Source organism: Streptomyces sp. NPDC020422, from assembly GCF_044386705.1.
Classification (GTDB): Bacteria; Actinomycetota; Actinomycetes; order Streptomycetales; family Streptomycetaceae; genus Streptomyces.
The window spans coordinates 420,299-446,306 of the sequence record NZ_JBIRVJ010000002.1 but is presented as its reverse complement, the minus strand read 5'-3'; the positions used below and the strand labels follow the sequence as shown (position 1 = coordinate 446,306).

Below are 26,008 nucleotides of genomic sequence, written 5' to 3'. Positions count from 1 at the left end.
TGCCTGCCAGGGGGCGTATCCGGCTCCGCCTCGGTCTCCGAAAACCACCCCTGACCAGCAAAAAGACCCTCCCAATGGGAGGGTCTTCGTCGTGCGCCCCCGGCAGGACTCGAACCTGCGGCCAAGTGCTTAGAAGGCACCTGCTCTATCCGCTGAGCTACGGGGGCCGGCGGGGGCCCGGTGGTGGCCGGGGTCCGCGGGTGGGGCGGGTGGGGCCTGACGGGACAAGGATAGGGCTCCGATCCCCCTGGCCCGGTTGCTTCACCTGCGTGCCACGATGTGGAGGTTCGGTGAAGCGGTCCGATAATCGCAGGCAGGTGCGATTCGCGCAGCGCTTTTCGCGCCACTGGGGCCGGGTGTTGTGCACTCGTTATGCCTGAGGTCCCCGGCTACATCCGTTCGGTCGGCGCGCAGGGCCCCTATACGCTTCAAAAAGCCTCCCAAATTGGGCATTCTTCACATGTGGTGACCTTGGACGAACGGCCTCAGCTGATCGACGCACTCTCCGCCCTGCGCGACCGTGTCGCCGCCGTGCGTCTCCCCCTCCCGCTCCCGGGCGCCCCCCGGGCCCGCCAGACCAGAGCCGAGCTGCTCGCCCAGCTCGACGACTACTTGGTGCCCCGTCTCAGAGATCCCGACGCCCCCCTCCTCGCGGTCGTCGGCGGGTCGACCGGCGCCGGGAAGTCCACCCTCGTCAACTCCCTGGTCGGGCGCCGGGTCAGCGATGCCGGGGTGCTCAGGCCGACCACCCGCACCCCCGTCCTGGTCTGCCACCCCGAGGACCACCACTGGTTCGCCGGCATGCGCGTACTGCCCCAGCTCACCCGCGTCTGGCTGCCCCAGCACGAGGACGAGCAGCCGAACGCCGCCGAGGAGCCCGAGGAGGAGAACTCCCTGCGCGTCGAGACCGCCGCCACCCTGCCCCGCGGACTCGCCCTCCTCGACGCCCCCGACATCGACTCCCTCGTCGTCGAGAACCGGCTCCTCGCCGCCGAGTTGATCTGCGCCGCCGACATCTGGGTCATGGTCACCACCGCCTCCCGGTACGCCGACGCCGTCCCCTGGCACCTGCTCCGTACCGCAAAGGAGTACGACGCCACGCTCGTCACCGTCCTCGACCGCGTCCCCCATCAGGTCATCGGCGAGGTCTCCCGCCAGTACGAGGCCCTGCTCGACAAGGCCGGCCTCGGCGACCTGCCCCGGTTCACCATCCCGGAGCTGCCCGAGTCCGCGGGCGGCGGCAGCGGGCTGCTGCCCGACACCGCCGTCGCCCCGCTGCGCGGCTGGCTCACCCAGTGCGTCCAGGACCCGGCCGCCCGCCAGCAGGCCGTCGGCCGCACCGCCGCCGGCGTCATCGACTCGCTCGACACCCGCATGCCCGAGCTGGCCGGCGCCGTCGCCGCCCAGTACGCCGCCGCCGTACGGCTCGGCGGCGCCGTCGAGAGCGCGTACGCCGAGCAGGGGCAACGGGTCCGCGAGCAGGTCCGCCGCGGCGCGGTCCTCGCCGGGGACGCCCGTACGCGCTGGCGCGGCTACCCCCGGGACAGCACGGCGGAGGAGCTCCTCGACGCCCTCGTCGAATCCCTCGCCGCGCTCGTCCAGTGCGCCGTCGCCGCCGCCGACGAGCGGGTACGGGACGCCTGGCACCGCGAACCCGCCGCCGGCGCCCTCGCCCCCGGCGACCGCACCGGTCCCGGCAAGGACGCGGGCGAACGGATCGCGATGACCGTACGGCGCTGGCGTCGCGTACTGGAGGAGATGGTCGAGGAGGAGGTACGGGGCATGGAACGCCCCGCCGCCTCCCGCGGCTCCGGCCGGGGGCGCAAGGCCACCGCCGCCGCGCCCGACACCGAGACCCTCACCGCCCTGCTCGCCGCCGTCCTCCTCGGCGGCCGCCGCACCCGCGCCGCGGGCGACCGGCTCGCCGAACTCCTCGGCGCCCAGGGTGCCCTGCTCCTGCGCGACAAGGGCGGCGAGCTGCTCCGTACGGCCGTCGACCGTGCCCTGGACACCGAACGCGACCGGCGTCTCGCGCCCCTCGACGCCCTCGACGTGACCCCCGAGCCGCAGGCCGAGCTGATCGCCGCGCTCTCCGTACTGCAGAAGGAGAAGTGACGCAGTGAGTGACGCAGTGAGCGACGTGGTGGGCGGCGCGGCGGGTGGGGGGAAGAGCGGGGGAGGGGACGACGGCTCCGCCCCCACCGCAAAGCGCGCCGCCGCCCCCGGCCCGGGCCGGGCCCCCACCCCTCCTCCCGCCCCCGAGCGACGCTGGGACGACGGTCTGATCGCGCGCCGGGCCGCCGAACGGGCCGCGCCCGCTCAGGAGGGCCGAGCCGGTGCCGCGGCCGACGCGGGCGACGGGGCGGACGGGGACGAGGGGGGCGACGAGGACGGGCTGCCGCCGCTCGGCGGTGCCTACAGCGGCGCCCTGCGCAGCCGTCTTGACGCCCTCCACGAGCTCGTCGGCCTCTCCCGCACCCGCGTCGAGAACGGGGCCCTCGCCGAGGCGGGCCGGGTCCTCGACGAGGCCGCCGCCCGGCAGCGGCTCTCCGCGCGGCACACGGTCGTCGCCATCGCCGGGGCGACCGGCAGCGGCAAGTCCACCCTCTTCAACGCCCTCGCCGGCGTCCCCGTCTCCGACACCGGACTGCGCCGCCCCACCACCTCCGCCCCGATCGCGCTCAGCTGGTCGGAGGGCGCCGCGGGCCTCCTCGACCGGCTCGGCATCCCCGGTCGGCTGCGGCGCAGGCCCCTCGCGGGCGGGGCGGCCGACACCGATCTCCAGGGCCTCGTCCTCATCGACCTGCCCGACCACGACTCGGCCGTCACCGCCCACCGCGACCAGGTGGACCGGCTGCTAGGCCTGGTGGACGCGGTGATCTGGGTGGTGGACCCGGAGAAGTACGCGGACGCCGCCCTGCACGAGCGTTATCTGCGTCCGCTCGCCGGGCACGCCGAGATCACCTTCGTCGTGCTCAACCAGATCGACCGGCTCGGCACCGAGGCCGCCGACCTCGTCCTCGACGACCTGCGCCGGCTCCTCGACGAGGACGGCATGGCGCTCGGCGAGCACGGCGAGCCCGGCGCGACCGTCATGTCCCTGTCCGCGCTCACCGGGGAGGGCGTGCCGGAACTGCGCGAGCTCCTCGGCCGGTTCGTGCAGGAACGCAGCGCGCCCGAGCGGCGCCTGTCCGCCGACGTGGACGCCGCGGCGGCCCGGCTGCGCCCGGTGTACGTGGCGGACGGGCGGCCCGGTCTGGGCGAGCGGGCCCGGGAGGAGTTCGCCGACCGCCTGGCCCTCGCCGTGGGGGCCCAGGCCGCGGGCGAGGCGGCCGAACGCGTCTGGCGGCGCGGGGCCATCCGCGCCTGCGGCACCCCGTGGCTGCGGCTGTACCGCTGGTACGAGCGGGTCCGCGCGCACGGCAGCACCGACCCGCGCCTGGAGAACCCGGTCGAGGACGAGCTGACGGCGCGCCAGCGCGTGGAACAGGCCGTGCGGATCGTCTCCGACGAGGCCGCCCGCGGGCTGCCGGGGCCGTGGGCGCAGGCGGTGCGCGAGGCGGCGCTGCGGGGCGCGGACGGCCTGCCGGAGGCGCTGGACGAACTGACCGTCTCCCTGGGCGACCCGGCGGCCCGCCCGCCGCGCCCCGCCTGGTGGCCGGCCGCGGTCCTGGTGCAGATGGTGATGACCTTCCTGCAGATCTTCGGCGCGCTGTGGCTGGTGGCGCAGATCGTCGGCGTCGTGGAGCCGTTGCTGTGGCCGCCGGTGCTGATCATGATCGCGGGGATCGTCGGCGGCCCGCTGGTGGAGTGGGCCTGCGCGGCGGCGGTACGGGGCCCGGCGCGGCGGTACGGGCAGGAGGCGGAGCGCCGCCTGCGCGAGGCGGCGGCCGCGTGCGGCCGGGCCCGGGTCCTCGACCCGATCGCGGCGGAGCTGATGCGTTACCGGGAGGTGCGGGAGCAGTACGTGACGGCCTCGGGCGCGACGCGGGTGGCGAGCAGGATCGGCGGGACGCGGCTGGGGCCGACGCGGAGGGCGGGGGTTACGCGGGTGCGGTAGCGCGATCGCCGGGATGGCCCCGATGGCCGCCGTCACCGCGATGGCCGGGGCGCCCGCGAGAAGCGCGAACGCCCGGACGAACCAGCGGGCGAGCCATCCGGCACACCGGCGAACCACCGGCGAACGACCCGGCAAACACTCTCAAGAGTGACGAAGTTGTCCACAACCCCTTCCTCCTCCACAGGCGTCAGCGGGTTTCCCCGTCCGCCGCCAGCATGGATTCCGTGGCCGGAACGCGGCCGAACGGAAGGGGAGGGGCAGGGACATGAACGAGACGACGGTGACGCTGGTCGGCAACGTGGCCACCAACGTGGAGTACCGGGAGACGCTGACGGGCGGGGTCGCCCGGTTCCGATTCGCGGTCACGGCGCGCCGCTGGGACCGGGAGCGGGCGCTGTGGACGGACGGTCCGACGAGCTTCTACTCGGTCTCCGCGTGGCGCTCGCTGGGGGTCAACGTGGCGGCCTCGGTGTCGGTGGGCGAGCCGTTGGTGGTGCACGGGCGGTTGAAGGTGCGCGAGGAGGAGCGCGAGGGGAGCCGGCGGACCTTCGTGGACGTGGACGCGGTGGCGGTCGGCCACGACCTGACCCGCGGCACGTCCGCCTTCCGGCGGACCGCCCGGCAGAGCCCCGAACTCTCCTTGGACGAACCCCGTCTTCCGGAATCTCCCATTCCGCAACCACTCCCCGCCGACCTCTGGCAAACCCCCGAGCCGGCCGTGGACCCGGCCTTGGAACCGGCGCTCGATGCCGCCCTGGAGCCCGTGGTTGAGGGGGTCTCAGCTGGTCTGGTAACCGCGTCCTGACCTTGTGTTGTGGGGATATGTCGATACCTTGACCAGCGGTTTCATTCTCAACTTCCCGGCGCTGATAACGATTTCGAGTCGGTATGGTTATCAGATCGCACGAAGGGCAACGCGGGGGTTCCGCATACCTAGGATTCCCAGTACTCATGAGGCGCTTGCTTCCAGTGGGTCAGTGAGTCTGCTGGCAGGTGCTCCCCCCACGCGTATCGATCGATGACGCGGAGCAGCCTGCCCGGAGGGGAAATTCCAATGTTTTCTGTACGGAAGCGCGGCGTCGCCCGCGTTGCCGCCGCGACTCTGGTCTCCGGCCTCGTCGTGGCGGGGTCCATAGCGATCGCGGGTCCTGCGATGGCCGACGGGGGTGAGCACGGCACCGGTGGTGCCACGGCGACCCTCGGAGACCTCACCATCTGGGACCGGGTGACCGTCGCGGGCAAGGACCGGCCCGTCGCGGCCGGTCTCTTCCAGATGGATGTCAAGCCCGGTGGGTCGATCCAGACCTACTGCATCGACTTCCGCACGGACGCGATCAAGGACGAGGAGTACAAGGAGGTCGGCTGGGATGCCTCCTCCCTGCACAACAACAAGGACGCCGGCAAGATCCGCTGGATCCTGCAGAACTCCTACCCGCAGGTGAACGACCTCGGGGCGCTGGCCGACAAGGTGGGTGCCAAGAGCCTCACCAAGAAGACGGCCGCAGCCGCCACCCAGGCCGCGATCTGGCACTTCTCCGACGGTCTCGACGCCATGCCCGTCGACGCCGAGGCCAAGAAGCTGACCGAGTACCTGGAGAAGGAGGCGCAGAACCTCGAGGAGCCCAAGGCCTCCCTGAGCCTCGCGCCGTCCTCCGTCGCCGGCAAGGTCGGCGAGCGCCTCGGCCCGATCACGGTCAGCACCAACGCCGAGAAGGCCGTCGTCTCCCTCGCCCCGGGCGCTCCGGCCGGTGTGAAGATCGTCGACAAGGACGGCAAGGTCGTCACCGACGTCACCAACGGTGGCCAGGTCTTCTTCGACGTGCCCGCCGGTACCCCTGACGGCTCCGCCGAGCTGAGCGTCAAGGCCGACACCACGGTCCCGATCGGCCGTGCCTTCGTCTCCACCAAGGTCAAGAGCCAGACCCTGATCCTGGCCGGCACCAGCACCTCCACCGTTGCGGCCAAGGCGTCCGCGTCCTGGGCCAAGAAGGGTGCCATCCCGGCCGTCTCGGCCGAGAAGAACTGCGCCAAGGGCGGCGTCGACATCACCGCCTCCAACGAGGGTGACGAGGACTGGACCTTCGACATCAAGGGCGTCCAGTACAAGATCGCCCCGGGTGAGTCCAAGACGGTGACGATCCCGGTCGCCGAGGACGAGGCCTACGACTTCACCATCACGGGCCCGAACGGCTTCAAGAAGACGTTCAAGGGCGTCCTCGACTGCAAGACGGCCACCCCCGGCCCGAAGCCGTCCGAGACCCCCTCCGGCACCCCCTCGCCGTCGACGTCCCCGGCCACCGGTGGCACCACCACCGGCTCGACCACCGGTGGCGGCGACCTCGCCGAGACCGGTGGCTCCAGCGCCACCCCGATGATCGCGGGCATCGCCGCCGCGCTCGTCGTGGTCGGCGGCGGCGCGGTCTTCTTCCTCCGTAAGAAGAAGACGGCCGGCCAGTAGCAGCCAGGCGAACGGCCCCGTCGCGCACCGCGCGGCGGGGCCGTTTCGCTGTCCCGGGGGAGCGGGAGGAACGGAGGGTGAGCGGGAGGTCACCGAGGCGTCCGGGAAGGCGCAGGTCAGCCCGGTGCGGCGGTACTGGTTTCCGCCGACGGGGCTCGGTCAGGCAAGATGGTGTGTATCTGCCCACTCACTCCTTGCCGGACGGTTTCTCTTGGCTGAGTACATCTACACCATGCGCAAGACGCGCAAGGCGCACGGCGACAAGGTCATCCTCGATGACGTGACGCTGAGCTTCCTGCCCGGTGCGAAGATCGGTGTGGTCGGCCCGAACGGTGCCGGTAAGTCCACTGTCCTCAAGATCATGGCCGGTCTGGAGCAGCCCTCCAACGGTGACGCGTTCCTCGCGCCCGGCTACTCGGTCGGCATCCTCATGCAGGAGCCGAAGCTCGACGAGTCCAAGACGGTCCTGGAGAACGTCGAGGACGGCGTCGCCGAGGTCAAGGGCAAGCTCAACCGCTTCAACGAGATCGCCGAGCAGATGGCGACCGACTACTCGGACGCGCTGCTGGAGGAGATGGGCAAGCTCCAGGAGGACCTGGACCACGCCAACGCCTGGGACCTCGACGCCCAGCTGGAGCAGGCCATGGACGCGCTGGGCTGCCCGCCCGCCGACTGGCCGGTCACCAACCTCTCCGGTGGTGAGAAGCGCCGCGTCGCCCTCTGCAAGCTGCTGCTCGAGGCGCCCGACCTGCTGCTCCTCGACGAGCCCACCAACCACCTCGACGCCGAGTCGGTGAACTGGCTCGAGCAGCACCTCGCCCAGTACAAGGGCACCGTCGTGGCCATCACCCACGACCGGTACTTCCTCGACAACGTCGCCGAGTGGATCCTCGAGCTCGACCGCGGTCGCGCCATCCCCTACGAGGGCAACTACTCGACCTACCTCACCAAGAAGTCCGAGCGGCTCAAGGTCGAGGGCAAGAAGGACGAGAAGCGCGCCAAGCGCCTCAAGGAAGAGCTCGAGTGGGTGCGGTCCAACGCCAAGGGGCGTCAGGCCAAGTCCAAGGCGCGTCTGGCGCGCTACGAGGAGATGGCCGCCGAGGCCGACAAGATGCGGAAGCTGGACTTCGAGGAGATCCAGATCCCGCCGGGCCCGCGCCTGGGCTCGATCGTCGTCGAGGTCAGCAACCTCTCCAAGGCCTTCGGCGACAAGGTCCTCATCGACGACCTCTCCTTCACCCTGCCCCGTAACGGCATCGTCGGCGTCATCGGCCCGAACGGCGCCGGCAAGACCACGCTCTTCAAGATGATCCAGGGCCTGGAGACGCCGGACTCCGGCGAGATCAAGGTCGGCGAGACCGTCAAGATCTCGTACGTGGACCAGTCCCGCGCCAACATCGACCCCAAGAAGACGCTGTGGGCCGTCGTCTCCGACGAGCTGGACTACATCAACGTCGGACAGGTCGAGATGCCGTCCCGCGCGTACGTCTCCGCGTTCGGCTTCAAGGGCCCGGACCAGCAGAAGCCCGCCGGTGTGCTCTCCGGCGGTGAGCGCAACCGTCTGAACCTCGCGCTCACCCTCAAGCAGGGCGGCAACCTGCTGCTCCTCGACGAGCCCACCAACGACCTCGACGTCGAGACCCTCTCCTCGCTGGAGAACGCCCTCCTGGAGTTCCCCGGTGCGGCCGTGGTCGTCTCCCACGACCGCTGGTTCCTCGACCGAGTCGCCACGCACATCCTGGCGTACGAGGGCGAGTCCAAGTGGTTCTGGTTCGAGGGCAACTTCGAGTCCTACGAGAAGAACAAGGTCGAGCGGCTCGGCCCGGACGCCACCCGTCCGCACCGCGCCACGTACAAGAAGCTCACCCGGGGCTGACCGACCCATGGCGAGACACATCTACTCCTGCCCCCTGCGCTGGTCGGACATGGACGCCTTCGGGCACGTCAACAACGTCGTCTTCCTGCGGTACCTGGAAGAGGCGCGGATCGACTTCATGTTCCGGCTCGCGCCGGGGAACGGGAGCCCGTCCTTCTCCGGCGGGTCCGTCGTGGCCCGGCACGAGATCGACTACGTACGCCCGCTGGTCCACCGGCACGAGCCGGTGACCATCGAGTCCTGGGTCACGAAGATAGGCGCCGCGTCGCTGACGATCGCCTACGAGGTGAAGGACCCGGAGGTGACGTACGTACGGGCCTCGACCGTGGTCGTGCCCTTCGACCTGAAGGAGCAGCGGCCGCGTCGGATCACCGAGGAGGAGCGCGCGTTCCTCCAGGAGTACGTCGACGACGGGATGACGTCCGCCGCATGACCGTCATCGCGCCCCTGCACTTCGCCGACCCCAGGGAGGCGGCGGGCCTCGCCGCCTTCCTGCGCCGGCTGCTCCACTACGACCGCGCCGCCGCCGTCCGCCTCCAGGCCGGCGCCGGCGCGCTCGCCGTGTTCGGGCGGCCGCCGTCGTTCGAGGTGCTCGCGATCCGCACGGCGCACCTGGTCGACGCCGTCGACCTGGACGTGACGGTCTCCGCGGGCGAACTCCTCGAAGGCGTCGAGGAGTCGGCGGGCAAGGCGGTCGTCCCCGACGCCGTCACCGGCCCGCCCTGGGCCGGTGTCCTGCCGCCCCGCTCCGGCTGGGAGGCCGTCCCCGGGCTGCCCTCCGTCGCCGAGCTGCGGGGTGCGGTCGCCGCGGCCGTCGCCGAGTTCCGCTCCCGTGACGAGGCCCTCGGCGAGGAGCGGCGCACCCGTGCCGAGCGCGACCGCATCGGCCGCGAGATCTGGTCCCGCACGCTGGCCCCCGCGGGGCTCCCCCTGCGGGCCGTGCACGCGGCCCAGTCGCTGGGCTTCCTGCCCGACCTCCCCGACCGCGAGCTCCCGGTGGCCCTGCTCGCCGCGGGCCCCTGGCTCCGGCTCCGCACCCCGTACGGTTCGGTCGCGCTGCGCAGCGCCCCGATGTCCCTGAGCGTCACCCCGGGCCGCGGGCCGCGGTGACGCCGCCGGCCCTCGCCGTCGACGCCGACCTCTCCGGCGCCGAGCTCAACGAGCTCTTCCGCGCCTCCTGGCCCGGGCACCGGGACACCGACTTCGGGCCGGTCCTCGCGCGGCGGCTGCTGCATGTCACCGCGCGTCGCGCGGGGCGGCTCGTCGGCTACGTGAACGTCGTCGGCGACGGCGGCGCGCACGCCTTCGTGCTCGACACCACCGTCCATCCCGACGAACGCCGCCAGGGACTCGGGGTCGCCCTCGTGCGGGCCGCCGCCGATGCCGCGCGGGCGCGCGGAGCGCACTGGCTGCACGTCGACTTCGAGCCGCACCTCGCCCGCTTCTACGAGGAGTGCGGCTTCCGGCCCACCGCGGCCGGCCTCATGCCGCTCACCTAGAACGAGCCGGCGGACCCCGGGGGCTCCCCCCCGGCCTACGCCTCACCTGGAACGAGCCGGCGGACCCCGGGGGCTCCCCCCCCCGGCCTACGCCTCACCTAGAACGAGCCGGCGGACCCCGGGGGCTCCCGCCCCCCCCGGCCTACGCCTCGTCCTCCTCCCGCCCCTCCGCCGCCAGCGCGACCGCCGACAGGGCCGCGCTGAGCAGTAGCAGGACCGACGGCAGGACGAGCGAGCCGTGGGCCACGTTCTCGCTCTCCAGGACCGGGTCCATCCGGTGCGCGGGGTCGTACGCGATCCGCACCGTCTTCCCCTGCTCACCGATCCGGTGCTCGGCCGTGAAGCGCGTCGGATAGACGCCCGGGCAGCTCAGCGGATGGTGGTACAGCGTCTTCTCGGCCGGGGCGCCCTCGCCGAAGGTCGGGTGCCGGGTGACCGTCACCCTGCCCGAGATCAGGCACTCGACGACCTCGGCGCGGATCCGGGAGTCGCGGGCCTCCACCCAGACCGAGCCCAGGCCCGCCAGGAGCAGCAGCGCCGCGAAGATGCTGCCGCCCTCGCGGAAGAGGGCGTTGTGGGCGAGGAGCGCGACGGCGGTCAGCGCGAGGCCGGCGAGCAGCGCCACCACGGTCGGGACGCGGACGGGGCTGTGCATGCTCCAGCCCGCCCACAGGTGCAGCAGGAGTCCGGCGCCGACGGGTACGAGCACGGCGCCCGGGTACGACAGGGTCTTCCTCACGAGTCACCCCCTGGCAGGGGGACGTTCACGAGTCCCCCGGTAGGGGGACGCGCGCCCGGCCGGAGCGGTTTCGTCAGCGCGCCGCGTCGTCCGGCCACACCCCGATGTGGTCCTGTTCGAGCTCCAGCGCCACCCGGTGCTCCATGCCCAGCGCCTCGGTGTACTCCGCGGGCAGCTGGAGCCGCCCCGCCCGGTCGAGCATCGCGTACTCCCGCGCCACCAGGGACTCCTGGCCCTCCGCGTCGATCTCCGTGCGCCGCAGCACCTCCGAGGAGGTGCGGCCGTCGCGGATGGCGACCGTGCGGCGCACCTCGCAGGCGACCGCCTGGTCGTGGGTGACGATCACGATCGTGGTGCCGAGCTCCTCGTTGGCGCGGCGGAAGGCGGCGAAGACCTGTTCGCCGGTGGCCGAGTCCAGCTCGCCGGTCGGCTCGTCGGCGAGCAGTACGGACGGGTTGTTGGCGAGGGCGACCGCGATGGCCACCCGCTGCTGCTGACCGCCGGAGAGCTGGTGCGGGCGCCGGTCGGCCATCTCGGCCATGCCGAGCATCGACAGGAGTTCGGTGACCCGCTGCGCCTTCCCCTTCGAGCGGCCCTTCAACTGCATGGGCAGCGCCACGTTCTGCGCGGCCGTCAGGTAGGGCAGCAGGTTGCGGGCGGTCTGCTGCCACACGAAGCCGACCACCTCGCGCCGGTAGCGCAGCCGGGCCTTGCCGTCCATGGAGAGCAGGTCGCAGCCGGCCACCTTCGCCGCGCCCGCGGTGGGCACGTCGAGGCCGGCCAGGATGTTCATCAGGGTCGACTTGCCGGAGCCGGAGGCCCCGACGAGGGCCATCAGCTCGCCCTCCTTCACCAGCAGGTCGAGGCCCTGCAGCGCCTGCACCTCCACCCCGTCGGTGGTGAAGATGCGGACCAGGCGGTCGCAGGCGATGAGCGCGTCATGGCCGTACGAGGGCCGGTCGCGGTGCGCGGTCGCCCGCCGCTCCAGCTCTTCGAGCGTGGTCGTGGTACCCGTCGAGGTCGTCATCGTGCCTCTCCTGCCCTGAGTTCCTTGATCGAGCCCCGGCGCGAGGCCCACCAGGCCTGCACCGTCGCCGCCGCGCCCGCCAGCAGCACCACTCCGGCGGCGGGCAGCCCGAGCGACCAGACGTCCGCCCGCAGGCCCGCGCCGAGCGCCAGCGTCTCCGCGGGCGCGGCGGCCAGCGCGAGCCGGACCAGGTCGACTCCGGGGGCGAGCAGCAGGATGGTCGCCCATCCCACGAGGACGCCGCCGACCGCGGCGAGGAGCGCCTGCGGGAGCGCTTCGAGCACGAGCAGCCGCCGTGCCTGCCCGCGGGTCAGGCCCATGGTGCGCAGCCTGGCGAGGAGCGTGGTGCGTTCGGGGGCGACCTGGAGCAGGGAGAGCAGCACGGCGAGGACGGCGTAGCCGGCGCCCGCGCCGACCGCGGCGAGGTAGAGCCGCTCGGCGCCGGTCTGCATCGGCGAGTCGACGAACCGGGCCCGCTCCTCGGTGCGCAGCACGACATGGAGCTTCGCGCCCTTCGCGGCGACCGCGGTCCGCAGCCCCTTGCCGTCGAGCGCCGCGCCCGGGCCGCCGGTGACGAACAGCGTGGTGGGGGCCCGGTTGACGAGGTCGGCGGCGTTGACGATGAGGAAGTCCTGGTCGGGCAGGGCGGGGGTGACGGAGCGCACGGCGACCACCTTCACATGGAAGCGTCCGGCGGCCGCCGTGACCTCCATGGGCCCCTCGCCGAGGCGCTCGGCGACCCGGGGCGAGGCGATCGCGGGGATCACCCGCGAGGTGTCGCCGACGCTGCCGGGGCCGCCCGTGCCGGTGGACTTCAGCAGCCCGGCGTCGAAGGGCCCGAAGCCGCTGCGGGCCGCGAGCCGCGCGTACGAGCCGGGCTCGACGCCGACCAGCGGGGCGCCCATGCCGTTGTCGGTGGTGCCGTGTCGGGAGGGCAGTTCCAGGCCGTACTCGATCTGTACGGGTGCCACCTCACGCACCCCGGGGAAGTCCCGTACCGTGTCGGCGAGGCCCGCGGGCAGCGGGGTCCAGCCCACGTCGTGGGTGACCCGGGCGTCCGCTCCGGCCGCCAGGTACGCCGCCCGGTCGCGGGCGTCGGCGACGCCGGCGAGCACCGAGCCGCCGAACGCGGCCGTGGTCAGCGCCATCAGCAGGGCCAGCAGCGGCAGCGCGCCGCTCGCCGAGGCGCGTCCGGCGCGGGCGAGGGAGAGGAAGCCGACCGCGCCGCGCAGCCGGCGCGCGGGCCGGGCCGCCCAGCGCAGCGGCAGCGGGTAGAGCCGGATGAGCAGGAACGCGGCGATCAGGCCGACGAGCACCGGCGCGCCGCTCACCAGGAGGTCGCCGGAGCCCTGGGCGGTGCCGCGGCGGCGCAGCGCGGTGACGGCGCCGGCCGCGAGGACGAGCACGGTGAGCTCGGCGACCGTGCGGCGGCGCGAGGGCCGGGCCGAGATCAGGTCCTCGCGGGCGCCGTGCAACTGGGGCCGGCGGTGCAGGACCATCGCGCGGGCCGGCAGCACGAGGGCGGAGAGCAGGGCGACGGCCGCGGCCGCGGTGACGGCGGGTGCGAGCCGGGCGCCGTCGCCGGTGCCGACGAGCTCCACGGCGAGCAGCAGCCCGAGTGCGGCGGCCGGCAGGCAGACCGCGGCGGTCTCGCCGAGCAGGCGTCCGCCGATGCCGGTCAGGGAGGCGCCGCGGGCGCGCAGCAGGGCCAGTTCGGCGTGGCGCCGGGGGGTGAACAGGCCGCCGGTCATGGCGAGGACGACGGCGGCGACCGCGCCGACGCCGACGGCCGCGACGGCGACGACGGCCGCGATGGCGTCCCGCATGCCGGTGTAGTCGGCGAGGACCTCGTCGAGGTCGGTGGCGAAGGAGCCGTTGGGGCCGAGGGCGGTGCGCAGGGCCACCAGGTCGGGACCGCCGGCCGCCGAGTCGAGCGCGGTGGCGAGGTCGTCGGCGTCCCTGGCGGTGAGGTGCCCGACGGAGGGGGCGAACCGCCAGTACTGCTCGGGTTCGCCGAGGGTTCCGGCGAGGCCGGGCGCGCTCTCGGGGGCCACGATGAGGGCGGCCACCCAGTACCACTTGACTTCGGTGGTGCCCTTGGCGGTGTAGAGCGGGGTGTGCAGGGTCGGGTCGACGCCCCAGTAGGAGCTGTCGACCCGGCGCGGCTCGACGATGCCGGTGACGGTGACCGGCTTGGCGCCGCCGTCGGTGCCGGGCAGGTGCACGACGGAACCGACCTTCAGGTGCAGCGCCTCGGCGGTCTTCGCGGTGACCGCCGCCTCCATGGCCCCGCCGGGGCCGGCCTTGGGCGCGCGGCCGGCGGTGAGGGTGGAGTGGGCGGCGAGGTCGGAGGGGGTGTCGAGGACGAACTCGGGCGGCAGTCCGTCGGGCATCGGCAGCCACGGGTCGAGGGCGGGGAGCCGCTTGGTGGTGTGCACCCCGTACACCGAGTCGGCGAGGTCGGCGCGCAGCGGTCGGGGCAGCATGGGGGCGAGCCGGTCGCGGGTCTGGAGCAGCCGGTGCGGCGCGTACTGGGCGGCCTGCCGCTCCGCGGGCAGGCTGCTCGCCACGGAGGTGGTCAGCGTCAGCACGGTGCGGCGGGGCGGCGCCGAGTCGACCGCGTGCCACATGCCCTCGGTCTCGTAGGCGTCGACGCTCCGGGGCAGCGCGGCGGCGAGGAAGGCGGTCACCAGGACGAGCAGTCCGTAGGCGAGGGCCGTCCCCGGGGCGGTCCGCAGCCGGGTGCGGACCCAGGGGGCCACGGCGCGGGCGGGCTTGCGGGACATGGCGTTCGCCTTTCCGCGGGTCGGGGTGGAGGACGGCATCAGTGGTCCCCCTGGGTCCGCAGGGTCACGGCCGGGTCGGTGCGGCGCAGCGCGATCGCGGCGACGACCGCCAGGGGCAGCGCGGCCACTCCGGCCAGCAGCAGGGCGACATGGCCGACCGGGAGCTGGACGAGCACGTCCGGTACGGGGCGTTCCGCCTGCCCGGTGAGGACGATCAGGGGGACGACCGCCCGGGTGAGGACCGTGCCGAGGGCGACGCCGACGAGCAGACCGATGCCGACGAGGAGGCCCTGCTCGGCGGCGACGAGCCGGGCCAGCTGGCGGCGGGGCGCGCCGAGCGCCCGCAGCAGCCCGAACTCGGCCTGGCGTTCCCGCAGGGAGCCGGCCGAGCCCACCGCGAAGCCGACCGCGGCGAGCGCCGCCGCGGCCACCGCCACGGCCATCAGGGCCGAGTTGGGGCCGGCGCCGAGCGGGTCGCCGAGCAGGTCGGCGGCGGCCTCGTCCCGTACGAGGACCAGCGCGGGGTCGGCGTCGGGGCGGGCCCGCAGGGTCCTTGCGACGTCGGCGGTCCGGCCGGGCTCGGTGGTCAGCCACCACTCGGTGGGCGGCAGGGTCGCGCCGGGGGTGGAGGACAGGGCGCGGTTCGCCGAGGACAGGTCGACGAGGAGCGCGCCGGCGTCCTCGGGGGTGGCGGCGGGGGCGGTCGCGGAGACCGCGCGGGCGCCGGGCCCGGTGGTGGGCAGCTCCCGTACGACCTCGGCGATGGTCACGGTCAGGGTGGAGCCGCTGAAGGTGACGTCGACCCGGTCGCCGCGCTTCGCCTTGGTGGCGGCGAGGAAGGAGTCGGTGACGATCGCCGGGACCGTCTTCGGCGGCGCGGGGCGGGGGGCGGAGAGGGTCAGGGTGGACGACTTGGTGCCGCCGGTGTCGCCGTCGTGCTCGCCGTCGACGTGGAAGGCGACGGAGAGCAGGGCGGTCGCGGTGGGACGGCCGCTGAGCGGGACGGACTTGGTGTCGCCGTTGCCGAGCTCGGCCGTGTACTCGCCCGCCCAGGAGGAGAGGACCGAGCCGGTGGTGAGCGGCTGCCCGGCGCCGGCCGCGCGCTCGGCGGTCAGCCCTTCGACGGTGAGGGTGTGCGAGCCGCCGCCCTCGCCCCACAGGGACTGCCCGCCGATCTCCAGGCCGGCCAGGCCGAAGTTCTCGGGCTGGCCGAGCTCGGCCAGGGGCAGTTCGAGCCGGTGGCTGCGCCCGTCGGCGGGGAGCGTGCCGAGGAGCCGGCGGTACGGGACGCCGTAGCGGTCCTCCAGGACGGCGGTGACCCGGGCGGCCGGGGTGCCGGGCGGCGCCGTGTCCCGCAGGTCGAGGCGGAGGGCGCGGGCGTCGGCGGGCAGCGCGATCCCGGGCCGGGGCCCGGCCTTGGGCAGGACGGCGGCGAGCCGGTCGGCGGGGGAGCCGGCGGCGAGGTCGGGGCGGAAGAGGATGCCGTCGCCGGCCTGCCGGGTGTCCACGGCGAGCACGGTGGCGAGGCGCCCGCCGATGTCGGTGCCGCTGCGGTGGACGGGCGCCGTCGTGCGCACCCCGGGCACGGCCGCGATCCGCGCCGTCTGTGCCGGGTCGCCCGGGCCCGCGCCGAGCACCCGTACGGTGGCGCCGGTGCGGAAGTCGGCCTGGTCGCGCTGCGAACGGTCCCAGGAGTCGCTCTGCCCGATGGCGAGCATGCCCATCGCCACCGCGAGCACGAGCAGCAGCACCGGGCCCGCGCCGCGCAGCGGGCGGCGGCTGAACTGCCAGCCCGCGAGCGCGGCGGGCAGCCCGCGGCCGCCGGCCGCGCGCCGCTCGGCCAGCCTGGCGGCGGGCGGCAGCAGCCGCAGGGTCAGGACGGTGCCGGCGAGCAGGGCGAGCGCGGGCGCCGCGACGAGGAGCGGGTCGATGCCGAGGCCGCCGGCCCGGTCGCCGGTGAGCGCGCCGGTGCCGGCGCCGTCGCCGGTCTGCCGGTCCAGCTGCCAGTAGGCGACGCCCGCGACGACGAGCAGTCCGACGTCGGCCCCGGCCCGTACCGGCGCGGGCAGGGCGGCGCCCCGGCCCTTGCGCAGCGACACGGCGGCGCCGTCCCCGGCGGCGAGCGCGGGCGCCACGACGGCGCCGGCGCAGCACAGGGCGACCAGGGCGGCGACCAGCCACACGGCGGGCGGGGCGGTGGCGTCGAGGCGCACCCCGAGCGCGTCGAGCGCGGACCGGTCGGCGAAGAGCCGGGTCAGCGGCCCGGAGAGCAGCGGGGCGGCGATGGCGGCGGGCACGGCCAGGAGCAGCGCCTCGACGGCGGCGAGGGAGGCGATCCGGCGCCGGGAGGCGCCGCGGGCGCGCAGCAGCTCCGTCTCGCCGGAGCGTTCGGTGCTGAGCAGCCGGGCGACCAGGAGCAGCGCGTAGGCGGCGAGCAGCACCAGCTGGACGGCGACGATGCTCAGGGTGGAGCGGGAGACGAGCAGGGCGCGGTCGGTCTGCTCCAGGACGGTGGGCAGCGAGGTGTAGGCGCTGACCGTGGTGCCGAAGGCGCCGGTGTCGGCGGCCAGCCGCCCGGGGCCCGTGGTCGCGGCGGCGTGCAGGGCGCCCATGCGGTCGGTGGTGATGCCGGTGTAGTCGGCGGCGGCGAGCCAGGAGGTGCCGCCGGTGGTGACCCGCCCGGAGGCGAGCGCGGAGGGGTCGGCGACCAGCGGGCCGTACGTGGTGAAGACGACGGTCTTGACCCCGCGGCCGACGGCCTGGTCGAGCTGCCAGTACAGGTCGGCGGTGTCGGTGGGCCGGTAGACGCCGGTGATCCGGGCCTTGAGGGGCTTGCCGCCGAGCCGGTCGGTGAGGTCGAGGACCGTGCCGGGGGCGATCTTCAGGATTCTGGCGGCCTCTTCGGGGACGGCGGCCTCGACGGCGTCCCCGCGGCCGGTGGCCTTCGGCCAGGCGCCGCGGACCAGGGAGGTCCGGGAGCGGTCGAGGAGGGCGAAGTAGGTGAGGTCGGGGTCGCCTGTGCGCGCGGCCGGGGGCTGGAGCGAGCGGGGCAGCGCGTACGGCCCGGAGCGCTCCAGCTTCCGTACGGTCACCGGAAGCCCGTCGAAGGTCGCGCGGGCCCCCTCGTGGACGGCCGCGTCGGCGCTCGCGCGCTTGCCGGCCGGGACCTGGCCGGTGACGACCAGGGCGGCGGCGGGGGCGGAGCGGCCCTGGAGGGTGCCCTGGAGCGCCGCGTCGCCGATGGAGCCGGAGAAGGCGGCGAGGGTGGCGAGGACCGAGGTGGTGAGCAGGACCGCGAGCAGTGCCGCGGCGAGCAGCAGCCGGTGTGCCCTGACGCGCAGAAGTACGAAGCCCGTCACCCATCCCCCTGAAACCCCGTGATCGTTCAGTTTCGAACGTTCATCGGATGCTTTCAGAGCGGACTGCTCCTGGAAACCGCTTTCGTGGGCACCTTGATGCGATCGTGACCGTTATTCGGGGTTCCGTCACCGGAATGTGTCGGTCCGAGGCGGGCTACTCCGCGGTGTTGACCATCGAGGCGGCCGCGTAGGTCAGATACCGCCACAACTGCGCCTCGTGCTCCGGCTCGAGCCCCAGCTCGTCCACCGCGTCCCGCATGTGCCGCAGCCACGCGTCGTGCGCCGCCCGGTCGACCGTGAACGGGGCGTGCCGCATCCGCAGCCGGGGGTGGCCGCGGTGGTCGCTGTACGTGCGGGGGCCGCCCCAGTACTGCATGAGGAAGAGCGCGAGCCGCTCCTCCGCGGGGCCGAGGTCCTCCTCCGGGTACATCGGCCGGAGCAGCGGGTCCTCCGCGACGCCCTGGTAGAAGCGGCGGACCAGGCGCCGGAAGGTCTCCTCGCCACCCACCTGCTCGTAGAAGGTCTGCTCCTGAAGCGTGCCGCGCGGAATCTCGTTCACCGTTCCATCGTCTCAGATGCCCCGGCGGAGGACCGGAGGCTTAGGACCGGCCGGCCAACGGTGGCCGGAACCGCACCCCCGGAAGCACAGTGGAGCCATGCCCGACATGTTCGCCGAGGAGGCGGCGCGGGCGCGCCGGGCGCTCGTGCGCGAGATCGAGGCGTACGGCGCCCTGCGCGACCCCGCCTGGCGGGACGCCTTCGCGTGGGTGCCGCGCCACCTCTTCGTGCCCTTCTACTACGTCCCCGCCTCCGGGCCCGGGGGCTACGAGCGCCTGTGGTCCGGCGACCCCGACCCCGTCCGGCGCACCCGCTGGCTGCGCGGCGCCTACCGGGACGGCGCCCTGGCCACCCGGGTCAGGGACGGGGAGCTCGTCTCCTCCGCGAGCCAGCCCTCCCTCATGGCGCGGATGCTCGAAGCCCTCGACGTCCGCGACGGCCACGACGTCCTGGAGATCGGCTCGGGCACCGGCTACAACGCGGCCCTGCTCTGCCACCGGCTCGGCGAGCGGCACGTCACCACCGTCGACCTCGACGAGGAGATCGCCGAGTCGGCCCGCACCCATCTCGCCGCCGCCGGGTACCGGCCCGCCGTGCTCACCGGCGACGGCGCCCGCGGCTGCCCCGAGCGCGCCCCCTACGACCGGATCGTGGCCACCTGCGCGGTGCCCTCCGTCCCGTACTCCTGGCTCGCCCAGTGCCGGCCGGACGCCCTCGTCCTCGCCCCGCTGTCCACCGGCCTCATCCTGCTGCGGGTCGCCGACCGCGCCCATGCCGAGGGGCGCTTCCTGCCCACCTCGGCGTACTTCGTCGCCCTGCGCGGCGGCAGCGCCCCGGCGCCGCACCCGCGGACGACCGGGGTGCCGCGGCGGGTGTACGAGGACGAGGGCTTCCGCTTCCTGTCGACGCTGGCGGCGGCGGGCCTGGAAGGCCGCGAAGCGCTCTCGCTCTGGCAGCGCGAACGGCGGCCGGAGCGGGAGCGCTTCGGGGTGACGGTGAGCGGCGGCCGGCAGTGGGCCTGGCTGGACGACCCCGAGGGGGCGTACGCCTGGCCGCTGCCGGAGCTCTAGGACCCGTCCTCGGCGGGGGTCAGCCGCGCCGGATGCTGATCGTCGTCCAGGCGCCGACGTGCACCCGGTCGCCGTCCTGGAGCTGCACCGGCACATAGGGCTGGATCGGGTCGGCGGAGCCGTTGATCGTGGTGCCGTTGGTGGAGTTCTGGTCCACCACCGCCCAGGAGCCGTCCGGCTGCTGCACGAGCACCGCGTGCTGGTGCGAGACGCCCGGGTCCTCCGGCGGCACCGACAGGTCGATGTCGGGCGACTCGCCGGTGGAGTGCCGGCGCCGGCCGATGCTGATCTGGTTGCCCTGGAGCTGGATGTGCTGCTCGGGGGAGTACGCGGGCAGGTTGAGCCCCGTGGCCTCCGGCCCGCTGCGCTGCATCATCGCCATGAAGTAGTCGCGGTCGGGGCCGATCACCGCGGTCCAGCCCATGGGCGGCCGCGGCTGCTGGAACTGCGGCGGCGGGCCCTGCGGGGCCGGAGCCTGCGGGGCCCGGGCCTGCGGCGCCGGACCGGTCGGGGGTACGGGCGCGGGCGGAGGCGGCGGACCGGGCGCGGGCGGCGGTGGCGGGGGCCCCGGCTGCGACGGCGGGGAGATCATCCAGTCGTCGTCGGCCCGCGGCTGCGGCGGCGCCGGCGGGAAGGCCTGCTGCTGGTGCTGCGGCTGCGGCTGCTGCGGCGGACGCGGCGGCGTCTGGAGGTGCGTCGGGTCGGCGCCCAGCGGCTCGGCCGGACGGTTCACCTGCGAGGGGCGCGAGCCCTGGTACTCGTAGGGGTCCGGGTGCGGCGGCGGGGGCATCGGCGGCGACTGGAAGCCCGGCGGCAGGTTCAGGCCGGGCGGCGGACCCTGCGGGGGTCCCTGCGGCTGGCCCTGCTGGGGCTGCGGCGCGATCGGTGTGTAGGAGGTGGCCGTGTTGGTGAGGAAGTTCCAGCGGCACTCCTCGCAGAACGGCGCCATGTGCTCGCGCGGGGTGCGGCACTGCGGGCACAGCTCGGCCTGGGCGGTCGCGTTCGGGTCGTAACCCCCGGGACCGCCGTGACCACCGGGACCGCCGTGGCCTCCGGGGCCACCCGGGCCGCCGGGGCCACCCGGGCCGGGATATCCGTACGCGGGCGGCGGCGGCGGGGGAGGCGGCGGTACGGCACCTGTCGGCGCACCCGCAGCGGCCATGCGATGGCCGCAGACCTCGCACCAGTCGTCGGAGACCGACTGGTGTCCGTTCGGGCAGGTCGGCATGTCGGCGCTTCCCCCTCTCGTCGTCCCTTGTGGAGCGTGTGTCGTGCTGTGTCGTGCCGTGTCGAGCGCTACTTCTTCACGCGAACGGTCTTGGTGGAGCGCGTCTCGAGAGTCATCTCGTCCGCTTCCGCGACCTTCGCCTTCAACCGCACAGTACCCGTCGCCGCGTCGACCACGTCCACCACCTTCGAAAGCAGTTTCGCCGTATCGGCGTTGCCGGAGGCCGCGGCGAGCTGCACCGCGCGTCCCAGCTTGGCCGTCGCTCCGTCGTAATCGCCCGATTTGCGCGCGTCCAGGCCCTCCTGGATCGCGTCGGCGAGCTCGGCCTGCCCGGTGTAGTGGGCGACCTGAGGGTTGATCGACGTGGACATCGCCATGTCGTCCGTCCACACCGCCCGTACCAGCCCTTGGGACAGGGTCGTCGGCGTGCCGCCCGCCGGGTCGGGGACGATCAGCGAGACCCGGGCGGCCAGCATCTCCTGCCCGACCGCGGCCTGCGGGACCCGGACGGAGACGTGGTAGTCGCGGGACTCGTCGCCCCAGGACCCGGTCGGGTAGTCCCCGGCGCGCGGGCCCGCCTCGGTGCGCCGGCCGGTCAGGTCGTCGACCGTCGGCGCGACCTGCTTCACGAAGCCGATCTCCACGCCGACCGGGGTCCACAGGCGCAGCGCGACGTCCGCGACCTCCTTGCCCATGGCGTGCTCCATCATCGCGGTGAAGTCCCCGGCGAGACCGGCCGGATCGGCGACGATGTCGGCCGTGCCGAGCAGCGCCGAGGCGATGCCGGTGACCTCCTTGACCTCCCAGTCGGTGCCCACCCCGCGCGCGTCGCAGGTGAAGCGGCCGGCGCAGGAGTCGAGGGCGGCCCGCAGGTCCTCCGGGGACTCGTGCTCGTTGCGCCCGTCGGTGAGCAGGATGCCGTGCCGGATCGGCACGTCGGCCGAGGCGAGCAGCCCGGCGGCGAGGCGCAGCCAGGTGCCGATGGCGGTGCCGCCGCCGGCGCTCAGTCCGCGCAGGGCCTCCTTGGCCTCGGCCCGGGTGCGGGCGTCGGCGACGGCGAGCCGCCCGTTGCCCGGGTAGACCTCCCGGGCCAGGTGGGTGCCGGCGACGAGGGCGAAGGAGGTGCCGTCGCGCAGGGTGTCGATCGCGGCGGCCGCCGCCTCGCGCGCCCCGCGCATCTTGGTCGCCGGGTAGTCCATCGAGCCGGAGCAGTCGAGCATCAGCACGACGGCGGCGGAGCTTCCGGCGGCCGGCCGGGCCCCGCCGGTGGTGCCGCCGCCGGTGGAGGTGACGGTGACGATGGCGTTGACGTCCCGGCCGCCCTCGGGCAGGAACTCGTTCTGGTAGACGTCCACCGAGAACTGCGGCCCGGCGGACCCGGTCGGGCCGGTCGGGCCGGCGGACGAGGTCGGCCCGGTGGGCTTGGCGAAGTTGGCCATGGTGATGCGGCTCCTCGGCTCACGGAGGTGGGGTGGAGGGAAGGTCGGAGTCGGGAACGGAAGGGGTGCGGCCTCGGTCTCAGGCCGATCCTGGTCGGACCGATCCTGGTCGGACCGATCCTGGTCAGGCCGATCCTGCCCCCGGGGACGGGACCGCGAACGGCAGCAGCGCCACCGTGACGTTGTCGTGGCCGCCGCCGTCGAGGGCGTGGCCGACCAGGACCTGCGCGCCGTGCAGCGGGCGCCCGGCGGCGTCCGGCGGCACGACCCGGGCCATGTCCTCGGCGCCCTCCGCGTAGTTCCACAGGCCGTCGGTGCAGACCACGACCACGCCGGGGCGGTCCGGTTTGAACGAGGCGGTGTGCGGCTCCAGTTCGTACGCGTCGGCGCCGAGCCAGCCGGTGATGGCGTGCGCCCGCTCGTCCGCGTACGCCTCGGCCTCGTTCATCAGGCCCGCCGCGACCATCTGCGCCGCCCAGGAGTCGTCCTCGGTGAGCCGGGCCGGCGGTGAGGTGCGGTCGTCCGGCACCCAGTAGGCCCGGCTGTCGCCGACCCAGCCGACGACGAGCAGCCCGCCCGCCACGATGGAGCCGACGATGGTGCAGGCCGGGGCGTTCTGGTGCTCGCGGTCCTTGGCGGTCTCCTCCGCGAGGGAGTTGACCGCCTCGGCCGCGGCCACGATCGCCTCGTGCATGGCCTGTTGCGGGTGGGTGCCGCGCGGCAGCGCGGCGAGCAGCGAGGCCCCGGCGGCGGAGGCGGCGGCGCTGGACGCCTCGTCGGGGCGGGTCGCCGAGGAGACGCCGTCGCAGACGATGGCGAGCGCGGCGGGGGAGCCGTCGGGCAGCGCGGTGGAGGAGACGGCGAAGGCGTCCTCGTTGCGGTGGTGGCGCAGCCCGCGGTCGCTCACGGCCGCCACCGTCGGCAGCTCCTGCTCCATGTGGTCGCGCTCGCGGGGCTGGGCGTGCCCGCAGTGCTCGCAGTACCCGTCGCGGTCGACCCGCCCGGTCCGGCAGGCCACGCACACCTTGCGGTCGTCGCCCTCCGCCCGGAGCGCGGCGCGCGGGTCGGGCGCGGCGAGCGTGAAGTCGCCGTCCGCGGCGTCCGGTTCGGCGGGGGCCGCGGCGGCGGCGGCTGGCTCCGGCAGGCCGTCGGTGCGCACCGGGACCGTCGGCAGGTCCCGGCCGCCCGAGTCGGTGCCCGGCAGATCGCCGGGGTGCTGGGTCGCCGTGGTCAGCGAGTTCGGGTCGCGGGGCGGCGGCTCGGGCCAGTCCACCGGCAGGCTGATGGGCACCGTCGGGCGGTCCGCGGCGGGCTCGGGCGCCGCCGACAGGTCGTATCCGCAGGCCCCGCAGAACCGGTCGCCCGACTCGAGCGGCTCCGCGCACTCGGGGCAGGTTCCCAGGGGATGCGGGGGCTTGGGCTTCAGGGACATACTCACACCCACGTCCTGGGGCGGAAACGGTTGGCCCGCTCCACCAGTTCGATCCTCTCCTCGCCCTGCTGGGCGAGCCGGGCGAGCACCCGGTACGAGCGTTCGAGGCCGAAGCGCAGTCCGCGCTCGTCCAGTGCGCTGCCGAGCAGCAGCGTGCCGTCCGGACCCGCGCCGGGGCTCCCGGAGAGCACCCAGTCCAGGGCCGTGCCGAGCACCTCCGTGGAGAGGCGCTCGCGGCGCACCGCGTCCAGGCCGAAGCCCTGCAGCGCGGAGACCTGTGCGGCCGCGGCCGTCAGGTCGGCGCCCAGCGGCTCGTTCGCGGGCCGGCGGCGCAGCCGGGCCCGCACGGCGGCGACCCGGGCGGCCGTGTAGTGGATGGACGACTCCGGCACGGACTCCAGGGTGCGCACGGCGGCGGCCCGGTCGCCGGCCGCCAGCTGCACCCGGGCCAGGCCGAACGCGGCGCTGACGTAACTCGGGTCGGTCGCCCACACCAGGCGGTAGTACTCCGCCGCGTTGTCCAACTGGCCCAGGAACTCGGCGCAGATGCCCAGCGCCAGCTTGGGCGCGGGCTCGCCGGGGAAGGCGTCGTAGATCGCGTCGAAGGAGAGCGCCGCGCCCTCCTGGTCGCCGGTGACCAGCGAGGTGACGCCCCGGTACCAGACCACCCGCCAGTCGTCCGGGTGCTGCTCCTCCAGGGTGGCGAGCGCCCGCCCGGCCGAGGCCACGTCGCCCATCTCCAGGCGGGCCCGCAGCTCGCGCAGCCGCAGTTCGAGCGAGGGCACGGGCGCCGCGTGCAGCGCGGTGATCAGCTCGGCGGGCGCGGCGGCCAGCAGACCGGCGAGGAAGCCGGCGTTGGGGTCGCCCGGGTCCACCCGCGGCACCGGCAGCGCCAGCGCCGTCGCCGGCACGTCGAGCGGGCGCAGGAAGCTTCCGCCGCGTCCGGCGACGGACGTGGGCAGCGCCTTGCGCCGGCGCCCGGTCTCCCGGGCACCGAGCACCGACACGTCGTCCGTCTGCTCCTCGAACAGCTCGGTGTCCGTGACCCGGGTCTCCGCCCCGAACAGCGTCGACAGGGCCGGGCGCGGCCGGCCCGACTGGAGGGCGACGACCTCCCGCAGCACGCCCGTCAGCTGCTCGGCCATCTCCTGCGCGGAGGCGAACCGGCGACCCGGGTCCGGATCGGTGGCCCGCACGAGCAGGCGGTAGAACGACTCGTAGGTGCGCAGCACCTCGATGCCGTCCGGCTCGGGCAGCGAGTCCACGAACACGTTCGTGTAGCCCTGGAAGTCGAAGGTGAGCACGGCCAGGGTGCGCGCCACCGTGTACAGGTCGCTGGCCACCGAAGGGCCGACCTCGGCGACCTCGGGCGCCTGGTAGCCGACGGTGCCGTAGATCGCCGACTCGTCGTCGTCCATCCGCCGGACGGCGCCCATGTCGATGAGCTTCAGCTGGTCCTCGGTCTGGATCGCGTTGTCGACCTTGAAGTCGCAGTACAGCAGGTTGCGGCTGTGCAGGTGCCCGAGCGCCTCCAGGGCCTCGATGCCGTACGCGCAGGCCTGCTCGACGGGCAGCGGGTCGCGCCGCCCGTCGGGGGTGCGGCGGTCGTTGGCGATCTCCTTGAGGGACTTGCCGCCCACGTACTCCATGACGATGTAGCCGTCCAGGGAGCCGGTGCGCGGGTCGAGGTGCTCGACGAAGTTGTAGATGCGGACGATGTTGGAGTGTTCGATCTCGGCGAGGAAGCGGCGCTCGGAGATCGCCGCCGCCATGGCGTCCTGGTCGCCGGTGTCGAGGAGGCCCTTGAGGACCACCCAGCGGTCGGAGACCGCCCTGTCGACCGCGAGGTAGATCCAGCCGAGGCCGCCGTGCGCGAGGCAGCCCACGACCTCGTACTGCCCGTGCACCACGTCCCCGCCGCGCAGCTTCGGCACGAAGGAGTACGGGTGGCCGCACTTGGTGCAGAAGCCCTCGGTGCGGCCCGGCCGGTCGCCGCGCGATCGGCCCACCGGCGCACCGCAGTCGGAGCGCGAGCAGAATCGCTTCCGCTCGGGCACCTCGGGGTTCGCCATCACCGCGGCCCGCGGGTCGGGGCGGGGCACCTCCGGCACCGTCACCAGGCCCGCGCCGAGCCGGCCGCGGCCGGACTGCCCGCCGGACGAGCCGGAGCTGCGCACCGACACCGAACGCCCGGTGCTCCGCCCGGACAGCGAACGCGAGAGGCGCCCGGAGACGGAGCGGCGGGACGTCGAGGAGCGCGAGGAGCGCGAGGAGGCACGGGAGGAGGCGCGCGAGCCCGACCGGGCCGACTCGGAGCCCTTCGCGGCCACCGCCATCCCCGTCGGCGTGGACGCCAGGAGCCCTCCCGGCGCGACGACGGGGGCGAGGCCGCAGGTGTCGCAGTACAGCTCGCCGCCGCCCATGTCCTCGTACGAGCCCTCGCACGAGGGGCGCTGACAGCTGCTCACCTGGGTCTC

General features: G+C 74.4%; 18 protein-coding genes and 1 tRNA gene. 9 read left to right on the top strand and 10 right to left on the bottom strand.

Features of this window, described 5'->3' with window-relative positions; all coding sequences use genetic code 11:
• Window positions 1-94: 94 nt before the first annotated feature.
• A tRNA-Arg gene (locus ACH414_RS06060) sits at window positions 95-167 on the bottom strand.
• Between the two features lie 304 nt (window positions 168-471).
• On the opposite strand from ACH414_RS06060, the gene ACH414_RS06055 reads away from it, so the two are divergent.
• The 8 genes from ACH414_RS06055 (at window position 472) to ACH414_RS06020 (ending at window position 9,893) form a co-directional block, all read left to right on the top strand.
• Window positions 472-2,115: a dynamin family protein gene (locus ACH414_RS06055; RefSeq protein ID WP_398940897.1), complete on the top strand. Its 1,644-nt coding sequence runs from the start codon at window positions 472-474 to the stop codon at window positions 2,113-2,115.
• A 4-nt stretch (window positions 2,116-2,119) separates the two neighbouring features.
• Window positions 2,120-4,060 (top strand): GTPase, encoded by a 1,941-nt coding sequence (locus tag ACH414_RS06050; protein WP_398940895.1) that lies wholly within the window; start codon window positions 2,120-2,122, stop codon window positions 4,058-4,060.
• Between the two features lie 265 nt (window positions 4,061-4,325).
• Window positions 4,326-4,865 (top strand): single-stranded DNA-binding protein, encoded by a 540-nt coding sequence (locus ACH414_RS06045; protein WP_398940893.1) that lies wholly within the window; start codon window positions 4,326-4,328, stop codon window positions 4,863-4,865.
• 249 nt (window positions 4,866-5,114) lie between these two features.
• Complete coding sequence (locus tag ACH414_RS06040) at window positions 5,115-6,518, top strand: Cys-Gln thioester bond-forming surface protein (protein ID WP_398940891.1); 1,404 nt, start codon at window positions 5,115-5,117, stop codon at window positions 6,516-6,518.
• 211 nt (window positions 6,519-6,729) lie between these two features.
• The gene (gene ettA, locus ACH414_RS06035; RefSeq protein WP_382535309.1) at window positions 6,730-8,394 is read left to right on the top strand and encodes an energy-dependent translational throttle protein EttA; all 1,665 of its coding nucleotides are present in this window, start codon (window positions 6,730-6,732) and stop codon (window positions 8,392-8,394) included.
• 7 nt (window positions 8,395-8,401) lie between these two features.
• Window positions 8,402-8,827, top strand: a complete 426-nt coding sequence (locus ACH414_RS06030; protein ID WP_382535307.1) for an acyl-CoA thioesterase — start codon at window positions 8,402-8,404, stop codon at window positions 8,825-8,827.
• Window positions 8,824-9,504 (top strand): hypothetical protein, encoded by a 681-nt coding sequence (locus ACH414_RS06025; protein ID WP_382535305.1) that lies wholly within the window; start codon window positions 8,824-8,826, stop codon window positions 9,502-9,504. Before ACH414_RS06030 ends, ACH414_RS06025 begins: the two co-directional genes overlap by 4 nt.
• Window positions 9,501-9,893: a GNAT family N-acetyltransferase gene (locus tag ACH414_RS06020; protein WP_382535302.1), complete on the top strand. Its 393-nt coding sequence runs from the start codon at window positions 9,501-9,503 to the stop codon at window positions 9,891-9,893. The genes ACH414_RS06025 and ACH414_RS06020 overlap by 4 nt, the downstream gene beginning before the upstream one ends.
• A gap of 142 nt (window positions 9,894-10,035) precedes the next feature.
• Here the strand turns inward: ACH414_RS06020 and ACH414_RS06015 are convergent, their stop codons facing one another.
• The 5 genes from ACH414_RS06015 to ACH414_RS05995 form a co-directional block, all read right to left on the bottom strand.
• On the bottom strand, window positions 10,036-10,632 hold the full coding sequence (locus tag ACH414_RS06015) for a hypothetical protein (RefSeq protein WP_391769059.1): 597 nt from the start codon (window positions 10,630-10,632) through the stop codon (window positions 10,036-10,038).
• Window positions 10,633-10,705: 73 nt separating this feature from the next.
• Complete coding sequence (locus tag ACH414_RS06010) at window positions 10,706-11,659, bottom strand: ABC transporter ATP-binding protein (protein ID WP_398940889.1); 954 nt, start codon at window positions 11,657-11,659, stop codon at window positions 10,706-10,708.
• Window positions 11,656-14,445 (bottom strand): FtsX-like permease family protein, encoded by a 2,790-nt coding sequence (locus tag ACH414_RS06005; RefSeq protein ID WP_398940887.1) that lies wholly within the window; start codon window positions 14,443-14,445, stop codon window positions 11,656-11,658. The genes ACH414_RS06010 and ACH414_RS06005 overlap by 4 nt, the downstream gene beginning before the upstream one ends.
• A gap of 38 nt (window positions 14,446-14,483) precedes the next feature.
• Window positions 14,484-17,804, bottom strand: a complete 3,321-nt coding sequence (locus ACH414_RS06000) for an FtsX-like permease family protein (RefSeq protein ID WP_398940885.1) — start codon at window positions 17,802-17,804, stop codon at window positions 14,484-14,486.
• A gap of 154 nt (window positions 17,805-17,958) precedes the next feature.
• Window positions 17,959-18,363, bottom strand: a complete 405-nt coding sequence (locus ACH414_RS05995) for a globin (protein WP_382535288.1) — start codon at window positions 18,361-18,363, stop codon at window positions 17,959-17,961.
• Between the two features lie 97 nt (window positions 18,364-18,460).
• Here ACH414_RS05995 and ACH414_RS05990 point away from each other — a divergent pair, with 97 nt between their 5' ends.
• On the top strand, window positions 18,461-19,432 hold the full coding sequence (locus tag ACH414_RS05990; protein ID WP_398940884.1) for a methyltransferase domain-containing protein: 972 nt from the start codon (window positions 18,461-18,463) through the stop codon (window positions 19,430-19,432).
• 19 nt (window positions 19,433-19,451) lie between these two features.
• Here ACH414_RS05990 and ACH414_RS05985 read toward each other — a convergent pair whose 3' ends face one another.
• From ACH414_RS05985 to ACH414_RS05970, 4 genes are all read right to left on the bottom strand, one after another.
• The gene (locus ACH414_RS05985) at window positions 19,452-20,660 is read right to left on the bottom strand and encodes an FHA domain-containing protein (protein WP_398940882.1); all 1,209 of its coding nucleotides are present in this window, start codon (window positions 20,658-20,660) and stop codon (window positions 19,452-19,454) included.
• 68 nt (window positions 20,661-20,728) lie between these two features.
• Window positions 20,729-22,099: a VWA domain-containing protein gene (locus ACH414_RS05980; protein ID WP_391769062.1), complete on the bottom strand. Its 1,371-nt coding sequence runs from the start codon at window positions 22,097-22,099 to the stop codon at window positions 20,729-20,731.
• A gap of 124 nt (window positions 22,100-22,223) precedes the next feature.
• Window positions 22,224-23,531 carry a PP2C family serine/threonine-protein phosphatase gene (locus tag ACH414_RS05975; RefSeq protein ID WP_386564802.1) on the bottom strand — a complete coding sequence of 436 codons (1,308 nt, stop codon included), beginning with the start codon at window positions 23,529-23,531 and terminating at the stop codon, window positions 22,224-22,226.
• A gap of 2 nt (window positions 23,532-23,533) precedes the next feature.
• Entirely contained in the window at window positions 23,534-25,954 is a 2,421-nt protein-coding gene (locus ACH414_RS05970; protein ID WP_398941125.1) for a tetratricopeptide repeat protein, read from the bottom strand.
• Between the last annotated feature and the right edge of the window lie 54 nt (window positions 25,955-26,008).